This is a genomic window from Autumnicola lenta, assembly GCF_031846515.1.
Lineage (GTDB): Bacteria > Bacteroidota > Bacteroidia > Flavobacteriales > Flavobacteriaceae > Autumnicola > Autumnicola lenta.
Genome location: NZ_JAVRHO010000015.1, coordinates 1 through 18,164, shown reverse-complemented (window position 1 = coordinate 18,164; position 18,164 = coordinate 1). Strand labels below are relative to the sequence as shown.

Annotated in this window: 15 protein-coding genes; 4 read left to right on the top strand and 11 right to left on the bottom strand. The window is 38.6% G+C overall.

The window, feature by feature from the left end; all coding sequences use genetic code 11:
* Positions 1-14 precede the first annotated feature (14 nt).
* On the bottom strand, positions 15-3,695 hold the full coding sequence (purL, locus tag RM545_RS11380; RefSeq protein ID WP_311495403.1) for a phosphoribosylformylglycinamidine synthase: 3,681 nt from the start codon (positions 3,693-3,695) through the stop codon (positions 15-17).
* Positions 3,696-4,416: 721 nt separating this feature from the next.
* Positions 4,417-5,631: an RsmB/NOP family class I SAM-dependent RNA methyltransferase gene (locus tag RM545_RS11375; RefSeq protein WP_311495402.1), complete on the bottom strand. Its 1,215-nt coding sequence runs from the start codon at positions 5,629-5,631 to the stop codon at positions 4,417-4,419.
* Positions 5,632-5,740: 109 nt separating this feature from the next.
* Between RM545_RS11375 and RM545_RS11370 the strand changes: the two genes are divergently transcribed.
* Positions 5,741-6,808 carry a WD40/YVTN/BNR-like repeat-containing protein gene (locus RM545_RS11370; RefSeq protein WP_311495401.1) on the top strand — a complete coding sequence of 356 codons (1,068 nt, stop codon included), beginning with the start codon at positions 5,741-5,743 and terminating at the stop codon, positions 6,806-6,808.
* A 104-nt stretch (positions 6,809-6,912) separates the two neighbouring features.
* On the opposite strand, the gene RM545_RS11365 is transcribed toward RM545_RS11370, so the two are convergent.
* From RM545_RS11365 to RM545_RS11335, 7 genes are all read right to left on the bottom strand, one after another.
* A complete protein-coding gene (locus RM545_RS11365; RefSeq protein WP_311495400.1) occupies positions 6,913-7,353 on the bottom strand; it encodes a hypothetical protein in 441 nt (146 codons plus the stop codon).
* 6 nt (positions 7,354-7,359) lie between these two features.
* Positions 7,360-7,884, bottom strand: coding sequence for a hypothetical protein (locus RM545_RS11360; RefSeq protein ID WP_311495399.1), 525 nt, complete (start codon positions 7,882-7,884; stop codon positions 7,360-7,362).
* Positions 7,885-7,916: 32 nt separating this feature from the next.
* Positions 7,917-8,462 carry an RNA polymerase sigma factor gene (locus RM545_RS11355; RefSeq protein WP_311495398.1) on the bottom strand — a complete coding sequence of 182 codons (546 nt, stop codon included), beginning with the start codon at positions 8,460-8,462 and terminating at the stop codon, positions 7,917-7,919.
* A gap of 362 nt (positions 8,463-8,824) precedes the next feature.
* A complete protein-coding gene (locus tag RM545_RS11350) occupies positions 8,825-10,654 on the bottom strand; it encodes an ABC transporter ATP-binding protein (protein WP_311495397.1) in 1,830 nt (609 codons plus the stop codon).
* 13 nt (positions 10,655-10,667) lie between these two features.
* Positions 10,668-12,398 carry a phospho-sugar mutase gene (locus RM545_RS11345; RefSeq protein WP_311495396.1) on the bottom strand — a complete coding sequence of 577 codons (1,731 nt, stop codon included), beginning with the start codon at positions 12,396-12,398 and terminating at the stop codon, positions 10,668-10,670.
* A gap of 49 nt (positions 12,399-12,447) precedes the next feature.
* Positions 12,448-13,407, bottom strand: coding sequence for a glycosyltransferase family 2 protein (locus tag RM545_RS11340; protein WP_311495395.1), 960 nt, complete (start codon positions 13,405-13,407; stop codon positions 12,448-12,450).
* A gap of 3 nt (positions 13,408-13,410) precedes the next feature.
* Entirely contained in the window at positions 13,411-13,941 is a 531-nt protein-coding gene (locus RM545_RS11335; protein ID WP_311495394.1) for a DUF4199 domain-containing protein, read from the bottom strand.
* Positions 13,942-14,089: 148 nt separating this feature from the next.
* On the opposite strand from RM545_RS11335, the gene RM545_RS11330 reads away from it, so the two are divergent.
* Both RM545_RS11330 and RM545_RS11325 read left to right on the top strand, forming a co-directional pair.
* Positions 14,090-14,341 (top strand): type B 50S ribosomal protein L31, encoded by a 252-nt coding sequence (locus RM545_RS11330; RefSeq protein WP_311495393.1) that lies wholly within the window; start codon positions 14,090-14,092, stop codon positions 14,339-14,341.
* A gap of 149 nt (positions 14,342-14,490) precedes the next feature.
* The gene (locus tag RM545_RS11325) at positions 14,491-15,663 is read left to right on the top strand and encodes a GlmU family protein (RefSeq protein WP_311495392.1); all 1,173 of its coding nucleotides are present in this window, start codon (positions 14,491-14,493) and stop codon (positions 15,661-15,663) included.
* 69 nt (positions 15,664-15,732) lie between these two features.
* Here the strand turns inward: RM545_RS11325 and RM545_RS11320 are convergent, their stop codons facing one another.
* Entirely contained in the window at positions 15,733-15,999 is a 267-nt protein-coding gene (locus RM545_RS11320) for a hypothetical protein (RefSeq protein ID WP_311495391.1), read from the bottom strand.
* Between the two features lie 205 nt (positions 16,000-16,204).
* On the opposite strand from RM545_RS11320, the gene mtaB reads away from it, so the two are divergent.
* The gene (gene mtaB / locus RM545_RS11315) at positions 16,205-17,542 is read left to right on the top strand and encodes a tRNA (N(6)-L-threonylcarbamoyladenosine(37)-C(2))-methylthiotransferase MtaB (RefSeq protein WP_311495390.1); all 1,338 of its coding nucleotides are present in this window, start codon (positions 16,205-16,207) and stop codon (positions 17,540-17,542) included.
* On the opposite strand, the gene RM545_RS11310 is transcribed toward mtaB, so the two are convergent.
* Entirely contained in the window at positions 17,539-17,841 is a 303-nt protein-coding gene (locus RM545_RS11310) for a GNAT family N-acetyltransferase (protein WP_311495389.1), read from the bottom strand. The genes mtaB and RM545_RS11310 overlap by 4 nt on opposite strands.
* Positions 17,842-18,164: the final 323 nt, after the last annotated feature.

Sequence of the window (18,164 nt, the reverse complement as noted above, 5' to 3'; positions counted from 1 at the left end):
TTTTTAAAGTTAAGCTAAGCTTTTTGCTCCAGCCATTTTCTGGCATTCACAAAAGCTTCTATCCATGGCGTTACTTCATCTTTTCTGTGTTTTGGGTAATAGGCCCAGTTCCATTGAAAAGTAGAACGTTCCAGGTGCGGCATCATAACAAGATGTCTCCCCGTATCGTCTGTGAGCATAGCAGTGTTGTGGTGCGAACCATTGGGATTGGACGGATAAGTATCAAAAGCATATTCCCCAACGATGTTGTAGCGCTCTTTTGCGTAGGGAAAACTGAATTTTCCTTCGCCGTGTGCAGCCCAGATCCCCAGCTTACTTCCTGAAAGCGATTCCAGCATAACCGACTTATTTTCACTTATTTCTACTGAAGTAAATGTACATTCGAATTTGCCCGAATCATTATGCAGCATTTTAGGTTTCTCTTCATGATCTGGGTTAATTAGTCCCAGTTCAATAAAAAGCTGGCAGCCGTTACAAACGCCTATAGAAAGAGTGTCATCCCTTTTAAAGAAATTGTCCAATGCAGTTTTTGCCTTTTCATTATAAAGAAAAGCTCCTGCCCAGCCTTTGGCACTTCCCAAAACATCAGAATTTGAAAATCCTCCCACAGCAGCAATAAATTTGATGTCCTCCAAAGTTTCCCGACCGCTGATGAGGTCGGTCATGTGCACGTCTTTTACATCAAAACCGGCGAGATACATTGCCCTTGCCATTTCACGTTCAGAATTTGATCCTTTTTCACGAATAATTGCGGCCTTTATACGTCCTCCTTCTTTGTCAGTTCGAGCGGAGTCGAGAACCGGGAGTTTACCTGTAAAATTCTCGGGAAACTTGAATTTTAGCGGCTGATTCTTATAATTATTAAAACGCTCCGTTGCCTTATCTTTTCCGCTTTGTTTCTGGTCCAGTAAAAAGGAAGTTCTGTACCATACATGCCTTAATTCGGAAATGTTGAACTTCAAATTTTCTGTTCCGTTCTTGATTTTAAGCTCGTTTCCTTCAGTTGGACGGCCAATTTTAAAGAACTCGATATTATTTTCAGCTAAAACTTTTTCAGCTGAATCATCTTTTGCCTGGAAAACAATTCCGCAGTTTTCGTTAAACAGAAGTTTTACCGTGTCTTTTTCATTTAAAGCAGAAAGATCAAGCTCTGCTCCTAAATTCACATCGGCAAAACACATTTCCAGTAAAGTGGTAATTAATCCGCCTGAAGCTACATCATGACCGGCAACGATCATTTCCTTTTTAATAAGCGCCTGGATATTATAGAAAAAATCGGTAAATTTCTGGTCATCTTTTATAGTTGGTACTTCGTTGCCCACTTTGTTCAGGATTTGGGCAAAAGAAGAGCCTCCGAGTTTAAAAGAATCCTGCGATAAATTGATGTAGTAAATGTCGCCCGCATCTTTTTGAAGCACCGGTTCCACAACTTTAGTAACATCGTCGCAATGCCCCGCAGCCGAAATGATCACGGTTCCCGGAGAAAGCACTTCGCTGTCTTTGTATTTTTGCTTCATCGAAAGCGAATCTTTTCCCGTGGGCACATTTATTCCCAGTGCAATCGCAAAATCTGAAACTCCCTGTACCGCTTCATACAAACGCGCGTCTTCACCCTCATTATTACAAGGCCACATCCAGTTAGCCGAGAGGGAAACAGATTTTAGTCCTTTCTCCAACGGCGCCCAAATAATGTTAGAAAGCGCTTCGGCAATAGAATTTTTGGAGCCCGCAACGGGATCTACCAAAGCCGAAACGGGGGAGTGGCCAATAGAAGTTGCCACACCTTCTTTCCCTTTGTAATCCAGCGCCATCACTCCGCAATTATTTAGTGGAAGTTGCAACGGGCCTGCCGTTTGCTGCTTGGCCACACGGCCTGTCACACAACGGTCTACTTTATTTGTCAACCAATCTTTACAGGCTACGGCCTCTAGTTGGAGCACTTCATGTAGATAACCTTTTATTTTTTCTGAAGAATATTCTAATCCTTCATAATTTCTTTCTACCGTTTTATCGGTCATTATCGTTTTTGGCGAGCTGCCAAACATATCTGCCAATGCCAGGTCCATAGGCTTTTCTCCGGAAGTTTTTCCTTCAAAAGTAAAGCGGTGGTCTCCGCTCACATCCCCAACTTCGTATATTGGTGAACGCTCACGGTCGGCTATATTCTTCAGCATTTCCAGTTTACTTTCGCCAATCACCAGTCCCATACGCTCCTGGGATTCGTTGCCGATAATCTCTTTTGCTGAAAGTGTAGGATCGCCTACAGGAAGTTTTTCTAAATCAATTTTTCCGCCGGTTTCTTCTACCAGTTCACTAAGGCAGTTTAAATGTCCGCCCGCACCGTGATCGTGAATAGAAACAATAGGATTTTCTTCACTTTCCACCATTCCGCGGATCGCGTTAGCCGCACGTTTTTGCATTTCTGGATTTGCGCGTTGCACGGCGTTAAGTTCGATTCCGCTGGCAAATTCCCCGGTGTCGGCAGAGGAAACCGCGGCACCGCCCATTCCTATCCGGTAATTTTCACCACCAAGGACTACTATTTTGTCACCTTTCTTCGGAATATCTTTTTGTGCCTGCTCTGCTTTTCCATAACCAACACCACCGGCCATCATAATCACCTTATCGTAGCCCAGTTGCCGCTCATGCTCGCTATGTTCAAAAGTAAGTAAAGAACCGGAAATTAAGGGTTGTCCGAATTTATTCCCGAAATCTGAAGCTCCGTTGGAGGCTTTTATCAGAATATCCATCGGAGTCTGGTACAGCCATTCCCGCTCTTTCATTCCTTTTTCCCAGCTGCGGTTTTCTTCCAATCTTGAATAGGAAGTCATATAAACCGCGGTTCCGGCAAGAGGCAAAGAACCTTTTCCTCCGGCAAGCCGGTCCCTGATTTCCCCGCCGCTTCCTGTTGCCGCGCCGTTAAATGGCTCTACGGTAGTCGGGAAATTATGGGTTTCAGCTTTAAGGGAAATAACGGAATCAAAATCTTTAACCTGGTAATAGTCGGGAACGTCAGCCGACTTTGGTGCCCATTGTTCAATTCTTGGCCCTTTTACAAAAGCAACGTTGTCTTTATATGCGGAAACTATTTCATTCGGGTTTTCTTCGGAAGTTTTTCTGATGAGTTTAAAGAGGGAAGAGGGTTTTTCTTTTCCGTCAATTACAAAAGTTCCGTTGAAGATTTTGTGCCGGCAATGTTCAGAATTTACCTGGGAGAAACCAAAAACTTCAGAATCTGTTAACTTCCTGCCTAATTTGTCTGCTAACCCCTGAAGGTAAGCTACTTCTTCAATATTTAATGCCAAGCCCTCCTTCTGGTTGTAAGCTTCAATATCATCAACTTCAATAATAGGCTCCGGATTAATATGAATATCAAAAATATCCTGGTCCAGTCCGTTATATTTCTGCGAAAGCATAGGATCAAAATCGGTAAAATTTTCATCTACTTTCAGGAATTCTTCAATCCTAACAATACCTTCAATTCCCATATTTTGGGTGATTTCCACGGCATTTGTACTCCACGGAGTGATCATTGCGGCACGCGGACCAACAAAAAAATCTGCCAGAGCAGATTTGTTGTATTTTTTTGCGTCGCCAAAAAGCCAGTTTAATTTTGAAATATCTTGTGCAGAAAGGTTGTTGTGCGTTTCTACTGCAAAAACCTTAGTAGTTTGGGTTCCGAAGAAAAGGATCATTCCTGGTTGTTTAATGATGTTTAAGAAAGGACAAATTTAGGCTTTTCAGCTGAATTTTAATTGTTGGGAATTGGGAAATTTTTGAGGGAAAGCGACATGCTGAAAATGGCAATTTTCGGCATTTAGTAAAGAACGGGAAGCAAAGATTTCCTGCGAGGTTTTTATAACCTCGTAGGTTTGATTAGATTCAGTCCATAAAAGAAAATTTCTGAAAAATTATACCTACAAGGTCAAAAAAAGACCTTGCAGGATTACCAGATGCATTCCTAAATGCGCTCGAATAGAATAAAGAAGAAAGAAGAAGTCTAAAAAGATTATAATTATCGACCTTTATTTTTTACCACGAATACCGAATAGGTGTTTATGCTCTTGAAGATGTTGCTGGTTTTCCCAGAAGAAATTCTTGAATTTCAGGAAAGGGGCATGCTGAAAATGGCAATTATCGACCTGTACTAAAGAAAGGGAAGTAAAAAATTCCGGCGAGGTTTTAAAACCTCTTAGGTCTGATTAGATTCAGTCCATAAAAAGAAAGTTTCTGGAAATTATACCAACAAGGTCAAAAAAAGACCTTGCAGGATAGAAACGTATTCCTCTGGCCTTGATAGTATAAAGAAAAAAAGAGAAGCCCTAAAAATGGCAGTTATCGATTTTACTTGAGGTGAGAAGTTAGAAGTACGAGGGACGAAATCTTTTCTCTTCTCTCTTCTCTTTCCACTTAAACTTAACTCGTCTTTTCCAGCAAAGCCATATAGAATCCGTCGTAGCCGGTTTCAGAAGAAAGCAATTTTTGGTCTTTAATCAACCTGAAGTTTTTTCCTTCTTCCCGGGCAAGGAATTTCTCTACCTGCTCCTGATTTTCAGACGGCAAAACCGAACAAGTTGCGTAGACCATTTTTCCTCCAGATTTTACAATTTTGGAATAGCTATCGAGGATTTCAGATTGTGTGGCTTTGATCCTGTCGATAAATTCCGGTTGTAATTTCCATTTCGCATCAGGATTTCTACTAAGTACTCCTAGTCCGCTACAAGGGGCATCAATCAAAACACGATCTGCACTGTTGTACAGCTTCTTGATCACTTTGGTAGTGTCAATTTCGCGGGTTTCGATATTGTGAGCCCCGGCACGTTTAGCGCGCCGCTTCAGTTCCTTCAGTTTATTTCCGTAGATATCCAGCGCGATAATCTGTCCTTTATTTTCCATTAGTGCAGCAAGGTGAAGGGATTTTCCACCGGCACCGGCACAGGTATCCACAACCCGCATTCCCGGCTCCACTTCAAGAAAATGGGCCACTTGCTGTGAAGATGCATCCTGTACCTCAAAAAAGCCGTCTTGGAATGCCTTTGTTCTGAAAACATTTGCTCTTTCATTAAGTTCAAGAGCTTCAGGATATGCTTTTAAAGGATGAGTTTCAATATTTTCTTTCTGCAACTCTTCCTTCAAACTCTCTTTAGTAGTCTTTAAAGAGTTTGCACGCACCACAACCGGAGCAGTGTTATTAAGAGCATGAATTTCTTTTGTCCATAATTCTTCTCCAAGTTCCTGCACACCCAGTTCATCCAGCCAGTCTGGTATGGATTCTCTGTATTTTCTTATCTGGCTAAGGCTGTCAAACTTCCCTTTAATTCTTCGGGTTGGCGTATCTTCAATTTGTTTCCAGTCCGGCAATTCGATTCCGCGAAGGGTTGCCCAAACTGCAAACAATCGGAATAGGTTTTCACGGGAAAAAGGTTCTTTAACTTCGGCAATCTCAGCATAAAGACGTTTCCATCTCACGATATCATAAGTGGTTTCAGCAATAAAACTTCTATCACGGGAACCCCATCTTTTGTCTCTTTTCAAGGCATTTGCGATCACTTTGTCTGCATATTTTCCTTCATTAAAAATATCTGATAAAGCATCGATAGTGGCAAAAACCAAATTTCTGTGTAAGCGCATAAATAAATTTTAAGGCTGCAAAGGTACGGTTTTTTGCTTCGGAAAAATTTATCTTTGAAGCATTGCCTAAAATGGCAATTTTCGGCCTACTGAATAATTTATTCTGAATATGAAAAAACTCCTTTACCTATACATATTATTGATCATTTCCTGCAAATCTGAAAATAAATCTGGAAATCCTTCCGAAGAAGAAAAAGATAGAGAAACATTTATTTCTAATGTTCATGTACAGACAATTTTGGAGGACGATTCGCTGAGTGTAAGAGCAATTGAAGTTATTGGAAATAACCTGGCCTTTGCAGGAAACAATGGGGTCTACGGACTATATAATGCTGCGGAAGGAAGTTGGAAAACGAATGTGCAGGAATATAATGGTACAACTCCAGAATTTAGGGCTGTAGCGAGTACTGCGAACGATTTTTTTATGCTGAGTGTTGGAAATCCGGCACTTCTCTACAAAACCGGGGAAAACGGCCAGATGGAGCTGGTGTATAAGGAGGAAAATGAGAAGGTCTTTTACGATGCCCTGGCTTTTTGGAACGACCAGGAGGGAATAGCAATGGGCGACCCTACCGATAAATGCCTTTCTGTTATTATCACCCGCGATGGCGGAGAAACCTGGAAAAAATTAGATTGCTCGATCTTGCCGGAAACTGAAGAAGGGGAAGCTGCTTTTGCGGCAAGTAATTCTAATATTGCGATACAGGGTGATAATACCTGGATTCTTAGCGGCGGAATGAAGTCCAGAGTTTTTTATTCTCCAAATAAAGGAAAAAGCTGGGAAGTTTTTGATACTCCCTTAGTGCAGGGAAACGCTACAACGGGAGGTTACAGCATGGATTTTTACAACGAAAGCATAGGGATAATAATAGGAGGTGATTATACTGCTCCTGAAGAAAATTCCAGGAATAAAGTCATTACCCGGGATGGTGGAAGGACATGGGAATTGGTTGGAGAAGGGGAGGAGCCGGGCTATAAAAGCGGCGTGCGATATTTGCCAAATTCGGGTGGTGATGAAGTTATTGCTGTTGGATTTACCGGAATTTCCTACAGTAAAAATGCAGGCGAAAGCTGGGAAAAACTTTCAGATGAAAGTTTTTATACCCTGAGATTTGTGAATGATTCTACCGCTTATGCCGCGGGAAAAGGAAGAATAGCAATGGTAAAATTTAATTGATAAGGGGAAGATGGTTTAGGTATTAAAAGAATATTCCGGACAAAATTAATCATCCGGAATATCCCAACTAACTACTAACTAATCAACTAAAAAACTATATTATTCTATTTATTATTTTCCTCTCTTGCACTTTGCTTCCTCGCCCTGTATTCTCTAATTAGTTTTTTATGAAATTCATCTTCGAGTCGATGCAGTTTTATAATATCCTTTGCAGAAAATATTTTTTTCAAATCCTCCAAAAGTTGCTTTTTTATAACATATTCTTTTCGTTCTATGTCTAAATATTCAGCAAGCATTTTTCCTGCATCCTGCTCATTTATACATTCTGTATCTTTTAATTTAGTATCTTCTTCTTCATGAAGTTCCCTTCTCCTGGTTTCATAATCATTATAGACAGGCCAGAATTTTTGAGCTGTTTTATTGCTCATTTTCATTTCCTGAGTTATAAAAGCTGTTTTCAGAGCTTTTATACGCTCCTTATCCTCCTGCGCATTACTTTGCCAGAACCAGGAAAACATAAATAAAACAAATAAAAACTTCTTCATAATACCTTATTCAAGAATATAAGCCGGATCTTCAACATTTTCGTCCAGATAATCGTAAACCGCATCAGAATTTAAATTATCAAAATTTGTTTCCACAACATAATTTCCTTCATATAAAAAATTGGTAATTTCTAATGGAGACAAATCTGTATAGCCTGCATCAATATAATTTTCTATCGCAGAGAGCTTCACATTATCCCAGGTAGATTCAGGTGAAGAATCAAGATGAAAGGTGCTGAAAATCGCAATAACGATTGCAGCCACACCCGAAGCATAGTATAGATTCCTTTTGCTGAAAAGAGGAATTACTTTGGTTTCCTTCTCTTCCTTAGGAGATAATTCTACTTCAAAATTCTCGAAATAACCTTCCGGTACTTTGAAACCACTACTTTCTATTTCGGTTAAAAGCGGGTTGTTATCGGTAGAATCAGAATCAATGCTATCCATAAGACGACTGGTGAGATCATCAAAATAGTTATCAGGCAATTTAAAGCCCGAATTGGGTTTGTATGGTAGCTTATTCTTTTCCATTTGATAGTTTGACTATTAATTTGTCAAAAGGTTTAATGAGATTTTAAAAAATCTTCAATTTTTCTGGCGGCAATGTGATAGCTGGCTTTTAAAGCTCCCTCGCTGGTTTTAAGAATTTCAGCCATTTCCCTATACTTTAGATCCTGAAAGTACTTCATATTAAAAACTTGTTGCTGTTTATCCGGCAGGCTATTAATAGCTTTTTGCAGTTTAAGCTGAATATCATTTCCTTCAAAATAGACATCACTTTCGAGATTATCAATGACTTTTTCTTGCAATTCCTGTGAGGAAATATGTTTTTTTCGTGCTTCTTTGTTTAGAAAAGTAATGGCTTCATTAGTAGCTATTCTATACATCCAGGAAAACAACTGACTTTTTCCTTTAAAGTTACCAATATTTTTGAAGATTTTAATAAAGGTATTCTGCAGAATATCATCGGTATCGTCATGATCCTTAACTATATACCGAATTTGCCAGTAAAGTCGTTCTTTATATGCAGAGACAAGTTCTCTAAAAGCGTCCTGAGCTGTAGCCTCATTTTTAAGGCGTTTTATGAATTCCTTTTCAGATGGTTCCAATCTGCTTCAAGTTTGCTTATAGTTTAGAATATGAGGATTTTGATATGTAAAGGTATTGAAAAAGTGAGAGCCTGTAAATACAGATCATTTTAATTTTTGTAGGAAAAATATGTCGATTTAGTGTATATATTCCGCTAAAATACATATTTTAGAGTTTAAAGACACTTTTTTCTTGGAATAGCGGAATAAAGTTCTATCTTTATCTCATCAAAAATAAGAGAATAGTCTTTTTTTGCCCCAAATAAAATCAGACTTATTGTGTTATTTTCATCAGCCCCAAAATGGAAGTAACATTTAAAAATGGACGAACCTACTTCGTCCATTTTTTATTTGTAAATGTTTGGTGTAAGAATGTCTGGCAGCTAATCGAAAGATTGCATTTCTACCAGCTTTTGGTAGTTACCGCCTTTTGTAAGAAGATCTTCATGCCGGCCCTGCTCTACAATTTGTCCTTTTTGCATTACCACGATTTTATCTGCATTTTGAATCGTTGAAAGACGGTGTGCAATAACAATGGAGGTGCGGTTCTTCATCATGTTTTCCAGAGCCTTTTGTACAAGTTTTTCGCTCTCTGTATCAAGTGCGGAAGTTGCCTCATCAAGGATCATTATTGGTGGATTTTTAAGTACCGCCCGGGCAATGGATAATCGTTGTTTTTGTCCGCCACTCAATTTATTGCCACTGTCGCCAATGTTTGTGTCCAGCCGGAGTGGTAGATCTTTTACAAATTCCCAGGCGTTTGCCACTTTTAGCGCATCAATAATTTCTTCTTCTGTAGCATTCTCTTTTCCAAGCGCGATGTTATTTCTTATGGTATCATTAAATAAAATAGAATCCTGTGTAACTAGCCCCATTAGTCCTCGTAAGGAAGCTTTGGAAATGTCCCTGATGTCTTTCCCATCAATATAAATAGCGCCATTATTTACATCGTAAAAACGGGTAATAAGATTGGCAATGGTAGATTTTCCGCTGCCAGATTGCCCTACAAGGGCTACGGTTTCTCCAACTTTTACTTCCAGTGAGAAATTCTTCAGGACCTTTTCTTTCTCATATTGAAAAGAAATGTTTTCAATAAGAATATCAGAATCAAAAGAAGTTTTATTTATAGCATCAGTTTTGTCCTTAAGATTAGTTTCAGTTTCAATAATTTCCAGGATCCGCTCGGCACTGGCATTTCCTTTTTGAATACTATAAGTTGCCTTTGAAATTGCTTTTGCTGGAGTGAGAATATTGTATGTGAGCACAAGAAAACCAATAAAAGTAGAGGCATCCATAGACCCTTCAATCAACACCATGTTTCCTCCAAACCACAGAATTACTGTAATTACCACTACTCCTAAAAATTCGCTTAAAGGAGATGCAAGGTCCTGCCTGTGCAGTAATGAATTTAGAATCCGGTTTAATCTGTTCGTACTGTTGGTGAATTTTGTTCTGAATCTATCTTCTGCATTAAAACCCTTGATGATCTTAAGGCTGGAAAGTGTCTCTTCTACCAGGGAGAGAAAATTAGCGTTTTCCTGTTGTGCGCTTGTAGATTTTGCTTTAAGTTTTTTACCTATAGAAGAAATTAATAATCCGGAAATTGGTAGAAATATAAAAACGAATAACGTTAACTTCGGACTTATAGCGATCATCGCAAAAAGGGTGAAGATAAGCGTTAGCGGTTCTTTTATAAACATTTCCAGCATGCTTAAAAAAGAAGACTGGATCTCCTGCACATCACTGGTAATGCGCGATATAAAATCACCTTTTCGTTTTTCAGAAAAAAAGGAGATAGGAAGTTCTACTATCTTGTAATAAATTTTATTCCTTATATCGCGCAGCATTCCATTGCGTACATTGGCGATAAAGTACATTGCCAGGTAGTTGAAAAAATTCTTGAGAAGGAATAAAACGACAACAGCTACACAAATGGTAATTAATGCTGAAATCTGGCCATGTTCTTCAATCCTCTGGTTTAAAAAGTAATTGGCATAATCACTTCCAAAATCTTTTAAACCTGAAAAGCTGCCGTCCCAGTCAGGTTCTGTTAATACTGGTTCTTCCTCTTGAAAGAGCACCTGAAGCATTGGAATAAATGCAAGAAAAGAAAGGGTGCTGAAAAGTGCATAAAAAATATTGGAAATGATATTCAGTATCGCAAAACGCTTGTATGGTTTTGCGAACTGAAGTATCTTCTTAAAATAACTCATAAGCGCGTAGGGGCTAGCCTATTTGAAGTTCCTTCTTAATTCTGGAAACTTTATCGGCTAATTCCTGATTTACTTTTTCGTGATTGTTAACTTTATCAAGATCAGCATTGACGCTGATGTAGAATTTAATTTTTGGTTCTGTACCACTTGGTCTTGCTGCGATTTTCGTGCCGCCTTCTGTGTAGTAAATAAGAACATTGGATTTTGGTAAATCAATGTTCTCTTCAGTATGGTCCTGAAGGTTTCGTGCAGTGGAAGACTGATAATCCTCTATTAATACTACTTTTTCCCCGTCTATTTCCTGCCATGGATTTTCACGAAGATCAATCAACATCTGCTTGATTTCCTGCTCTCCTTCAATACCTTTTTTTACTAAAGAAATTAATTCTTCGCGGTACAGGCCATATTCAGTATAAAGTTCAAGTAATTTTTTATAAAAGGAGCTGCCTTCTTCCTTCATTTTGGCAGCAATTTCGCAAGCGAGAAGAGTAGCTGTAACAGCATCTTTGTCCCGTACAAAATCCCCTACCATATAACCAAAACTTTCTTCACCACCTCCTATAAAATCAAGTTCAGGATGGTCTTTTATTAGTTTCGCGATCCATTTAAATCCAGTAAGGACTTCGTGGTACTCAACGTTGTAAGATTCAACAATGTTTTTAAGCATAGGAGTGGAAACAATTGTGGATGCAACAAATTCATTTCCTTTTAATTTATTTTCCTTTTTCCATTGCTCCAGCAGGAACCAGGTCATCACGAGCATGGTTTGGTTTCCGTTTAGCAGGATTATTTCCCCATTAAGATCCGGAACGGCAATCCCCAGCCGGTCACAATCTGGATCTGTACCAATTACAATATCTGCATTTCTCTCTTTCGCAAGGTCCAGTGCCATTTTTAGAGCTTCAGGCTCTTCAGGGTTTGGTGATTTTACTGTAGGAAAATTTCCGTCAGGTTCTTTTTGTTCCTGAACGATATTTACGTTTGTAAAACCTGCTTTTTCAAGAACACCGGGAACTAGTGTAATCGAAGTTCCGTGAAGGGAAGTAAATATTATGCCCAGATTTTCTTTTGCTGAAGCTGAAGTATGAAAACTGCCATTTTTGACAGATGCTTCAGAAAAAGCTTTATCAACTTCAGTATCTATTTCGTGGATCAATTCCTGCTTGGAATTAAAATTCACTTCGCTGTATTCCAGGTTGTTGATAAGGTCTACCACCTGCTTATCCTGGGGTGGCACTAATTGCCCGCCGTCCTGCCAGTATACTTTATATCCGTTGTATTCCGGCGGATTGTGGCTTGCGGTTAAAACTATTCCGCAGTGACAATCAAGGTATTTTACCGCAAAAGAAAGTTCCGGAGTAGGTCGTAGGTCTGAAAATAAGTAAACTTCCACTCCGTTTGCAGAGAAAACGTCTGCAACTACTTTTGCCAGTTCTTTACTATTGTTCCGGCAGTCATACGCAATGGCGGCCTTTGGTTGTTCCCCGGGAAATTCTTTTTTCAGGAAATCTGCAAGTCCCTGTGTATTTTTTCCGAGGGTATACTTATTAATTCTGTTTGTCCCAACACCCATAATACCTCGCATCCCGCCTGTACCAAATTCCAGGTTTTTGTAAAAACTTTCTTCCAGTTCCTTTGGGTTGTTTTCCATCAGGTTTTGGATTTCATTTTTAGTTTCCTTATCAAAAACATCGGTAAGCCAGGCTTCAGCTCTGGAGCGTATTTCAGGTTTTATCTGTGACATATCATAAAATTTTCTTTAACAAAAATAAGGATTATATCCCGTAAACAATCTAAAAATTTCCTGTGGTTTTGTTAATTAAATAACGCTCTTTCTCTCTTTTTGACCTGAGAATGAGTTCACCCAGAAAACCTGCCAGAAAAAGCTGGCTACCAATTATCATTACAGTTAAGGCAATATAAAACCACGGGTTAGAAGTAACAAGAACATTGGGAAGACCGTGGTACAATTTGTAGAGCTTGGAAATACCAATCCACCCGGCAGAAATAAAACCAACTATAAACATGAGAACCCCCAGTGCGCCAAAGAGGTGCATGGGGCGCCTCCCGAACTTTGACAGAAACCAGATACTTATAAGGTCCAGAAAACCATTAATAAAACGTTCTACACCAAACTTTGTTTTGCCGTATTTTCTTGCCTGGTGCTGTACTTCTTTTTCGGTAATTTTTATAAACCCTGAATTTTTTGCTAAAACCGGGATGTAACGGTGCATTTCACCATAAACATCAATGTTTTTTATCACTGCCTTTTTGTAAGCTTTTAGTCCGCAGTTAAAATCATGAAGCTTTACGCCAGATGTTTTCCTGGCTGCGGCATTAAACAGTTTCGACGGTATATTTTTTGAAAGCACGTTATCGTAACGCTTCTTTTTCCAGCCGGAGACAAGGTCGTAACTTTCTTCTTTTACCATTCTGTAAAGCTCCGGAATTTCTTCCGGGTTGTCCTGGAGATCAGCATCCATGGTAATCACGACCTCACCCTGTGCTTTAAGAAAACCGGCATGCAGCGCCTGGGATTTCCCGTAATTGCGGTTAAACTTAATTCCTTTAACCCTGTCATCCTCTTTAGAAAGTGATGCTATTGCTTCCCAGGAATTATCTGTACTACCATCGTCTATAAAAATAATTTCATAAGAAAAAGAATTGGACCGCAGCACTTTTGCGATCCAATTATATAATTCGGTTATAGATTGCTCTTCATTTAGAAGAGGTATGACGATAGATATTTGCATAAATTATGCTCTGGGATCTTTTTCTCTAAAAACTAAGGCTACCAACAAAGATAGTATTGCGTATAAAACTATGGTAAAAGCGAAGCCCATAAAAATATTATTTACAGAATAAGGATTAACATTTGCCTGGCCGGCTATGGCTTCATCTATCTGCGACGGTGATGCGCCAAAACGTTCCATCATATCCCTGCTCGCTTCAAGGGTCATTTCCTGAACATAAGCTGCCGCTTCAGGATCAATAACGTTAAAAAGAATGGCTGTGAAAATTATAGAAATAAAAGAGCCAAGGATAACCGGAAGAAAGAAGGCAGAAAACGCGCTTTTGAAAGAGAAAAAAGGATCTGGATCCAGACTTTTAGCTTTTTTTACGGCCATAATTCCCAATACCAGCACCACAGTAAAACTAATAACAGTAACATACCATTTTGTGAACAGTTCCAGGTTTAGTGCGTAAATTAATACCGAAATGAGAATAGATGCCAGCCCAAGATATAGGCCGTAAGGCAAAATAACAGCTTGTACAGATTTTTTCATAATTTTGGATGCTTAGTGATTATGCTGCATTAGTAAGCAAATATAGTAAAACGTTACACACAGTTTTTTTTAAAAAGTTTTATAGGAATACTTGTTTTTATGATCAAATTACTTAAATTTGCACCTCGAAAATTAAAAGAATAAAGCGATGAAGCAGGGAATCCATCCGGAAAATTATAGATTAGTAGCATTTAAAGACATGTCTAACGAAGACGTGTTTCTTACAAAATCTACCGCGAATACAAAAGAAACAATTGAAGTTGACGGAACTGAATATCCTTTGGTGAAGTTAGAAATTTCAAGAACTTCTCATCCTTACTATACTGGTAAATCTAAACTAGTTGATAGTGCGGGTAGAATTGATAAATTCAAAAACAAATATTCAAAATTCAAGAAATAATTTCCTGAATTTTCTAAGCTATACAAGGCTGTCTTTTTAGGCAGCCTTTTTTTTTGTTTATTACCTTTAATCAAAAATTTTATTTATTGCCGATAATTGCCATTTTAAGCATTACACTTAAATTTGATTTTTCATAAACTTTTTTCAGTATGAATTATATTTTATTCGACGGTTCTTATAGAAATCAATTACTGCCATTTACGTTCACCAGGCCTGTGGCAGATATAAGAATAGGCATCCTCACCATCCGTGAAAAGTGGGAAATGGTTCTGGAAAGTACCACTACAACAGTTACTGAAGATTATTTAGCTGAAAAATGGCCGTTGGTGGAAATGGAGGAAAATGTAATGATAAATGCTGCCTTTTTGCCCACTACAGGTCTGTTGGAGCAGGTAAAAAACCTTCAGGCGAATCAGGCTGTCTTTTTTAAAGAAGAAGTTGTGGCTTTTTATGTAACTGAAGATCAGGAAGTTGATTTTGATGAATACGATCGTCGGGAGCTTTCCGGGGAAGCTCTCTTTATAGCAAATACCTGGGATATCTTTTCCAAAAATGCTCAAGCCATAAATGAAGATTTCGAATTGCTCACCCAGGATAGAACTTCAGTACCTATCCCTTCTTCCATTAATGTGATAAATCCTGAAAATATCTTTATTGAAGAAGGTGCTTCGGTGGAATTTTGCTCCCTAAATGCTTCTTCCGGCCCTATTTATATAGGAAAAGATGCGCAGGTAATGGAAGGTAGCCTGCTGCGTGGTCCTCTGGGAATTGCTGAGAATGCTGTTATAAAAATGGGTGCGAAAATTTACGGAGGAACCACTATTGGTCCGGGCGGTAAGGCAGGAGGAGAGATTAGCAATGCCGTGCTTATGCAAAATTCGAATAAAGGCCACGACGGATTCTTAGGTAATTCGGTGTTAGGGGAATGGTGTAATCTTGGCGCAGATACGAATACATCGAATCTTAAAAATAATTATGCTGAAGTTAGGTTATGGAGTTACGAAGATGAAGGTTTTGCGCGTACAGGTTTGCAATTTTGCGGATTAATGATGGGCGACCACAGTAAATGCGGAATTAACACCATGTTTAATACAGGTACAGTGGTGGGAGTGAGTGCTAACATATTTGGGGCTGGATTTCCGCGGAATTTTATACCGAGTTTTAGCTGGGGAGGAAGTGCAGGTACAACTACATATAAAACACAAAAAGCTTTTGAAGTTGCTGAGATTGTAATGAAAAGAAGAGGCGTTGAGTTCACTGAAGAAGACAAGGCAATTCTGGAACATGTCTTTGAAGAAACCAAAAAATGGAGAAGGGATTAGTCTTCAATTTGAAAATTTCAAAATGTGCTAATTTGAACATCGATTTTCTGGTGAGCTGGAATTTGCGAATTAAAACATGAAGTAAAAGAAAATAAATCCGAAAAGGAGAAGGGAAATTGCCGTTGCTGCCAAAATCTTTAATTGTCGCTTCTTGTTGCTTGTTTTTAAACCATTTCTGATTTTTTCAAGATCAGCTTCAGAAATTTTTTGATCAAATCCTATTCCTCCTATTTTAGAACCTGTGGTTTTCTGAAATTTCTCAGTCTTAGACTTTCTGCTTCTGCGGTTGTTTTTCATTATTACGTTTGCCCCGCTGCTACTGCCGCCAAATCCCATGTTGTAAGTTTTATTTCAATATACAAAATTTTTGCTTTAGGTCATTTTCATAGTATAGGTCGAAAATTGGCAATTTTTGGCATTGATCTTAAAACGAAACCATTGCTTTGTAATCCGCTGAAGGATTTTTGAGTAGTAGGTAAAATTCGGTATATTTGCAGCCCTTGAAAAACAGGTTTTTATATCCTGATTAACCGGTTATTTTATGAACAATAAGAAAGTAGCATTTTATACCCTGGGCTGTAAGCTCAATTTTTCAGAAACTTCTACAATAGCGCGTTCTTTTAAAGATGAAGGCTTTAAAAAGGTGGAATTTGATGAAAAAGCGGATATCTATGTTATTAACACCTGTTCTGTAACCGACAACGCAGATAAAAGATTTAAAACCATTGTTAAGCAGGCTCAGAAGGTGAATGAAAATGCTTTTGTGATTGCCGTTGGCTGTTATGCGCAACTAAAACCGGAAGAACTGGCTGCTGTAGACGGTGTGGATCTGGTTTTAGGTGCTACCGAAAAATTTAAAATTACGGATTATCTCAACGATCTTTCAAAAAATGACATGGGAGAAATTCACTCCTGTGAAATTGAGGAGGCAGATTTTTACGTAGGTTCTTACTCTTTTGGAGATCGTACAAGGGCTTTTCTAAAAGTTCAGGATGGATGCGATTATAAATGCACTTACTGTACAATTCCGCTCGCGCGTGGAATTTCCAGAAGCGATAAGCTGGAAAACGTCCTGCACAATGCTGCAGAAATTTCAGCAAAAGGAATAAAGGAGATCGTATTGACGGGTGTTAATATTGGGGATTATGGGAAGGGAGAATTCGGAAATAAAAAACATGAACATACTTTCCTGGACCTGGTAAAATCGCTGGATAAGGTTAAAGGAATTGAGCGATTGAGAATATCTTCCATAGAACCAAACCTCCTGAAAAACGAGACTATAGATTTTGTGGCGGAAAGTGAAATTTTTGTCCCGCATTTTCATATTCCTCTGCAAAGCGGGAGCAATTCAATTTTAAAAGCAATGCGTCGCAGATATATGCGGGAACTTTATGTAAACAGGGTAGAGCAGATTAAAACCGTGATGCCAGATGCCTGTATTGGTGTGGATGTTATAGTTGGTTTTCCCGGGGAAACAAACGAACATTTCCTGGAGACGTATAATTTTTTAAGCGAACTGGATATTTCCTACTTGCATGTTTTTACTTATTCGGAAAGAGATAATACTCCCGCTGCAGAAATGGCTGACGCTGTTCCGGTAAAAGTGCGCAAAAAACGCAGCAAAATGCTAAGAGGACTTTCAGTTAAAAAGCGTCGTGCTTTTTATGAAAGTCAGATAGGAAATACAGCAACGGTTCTCTTTGAAGGAGAAAATAAAAAAGGGTTTATCCATGGATTTACGGAAAACTATGTTAAAGTTAAAACACCGTGGAATCCAGCCCTTGTAAATACATTACACGAGATAAAACTTCAGAAAATTGATAACGACGGACTGGTAAGATTAGAGTTTCTCCATGAGTCCGAAGCTGTAGCAGTTTAAATATTTATACCTACCGGAAGCAAATCTTTGTATTTCCTTCGGTTTTTACGCATGTATTTGGCAATTTCAGGACTTGTGGGCATCACTCTGGTATTACTTTCCTGAATTTCTTCCAGAACAGCTTCTATAAATTTTTCCATGTAACCCTGCTCCCGGACACTTTCGGACATGTGTAGTTTGGTAAGGAAGACCTTTCGTTCCTGCCTGGAATATTCAATCGTTGCAAGTTCCTCGTTGACAGTAGTTTCGTATTGTCTTAGAAATTCGTTGTCTGTAATTTTTAAATCTTCATTACTCATAATGCAGTTGTTTTAATTTTAGAGACTCTAGAAGGAAGAGCAGCTTAAGAAATCTTTCTGGTAAATAAAGAATAGCCTGCTCCTTTCAAGCTTCTACTACTTCAAATTGTATACCAAATCAGATATTATTAAAGTATAGATGATTTTACAGAATATCAAAGAGTTGTACAAAAATAAGCCTTTTATAATAAAATTCGTTCTAATGTGCCGGTTTTATTATTAAGTTGCAGTATTACGCGGAATTACTTTTAGTACCACCTTCAGAAGTAGAACTTTCTGAAAAAACATTATTATTTTAAAAGTAGAAACCTGAATTATTCTTT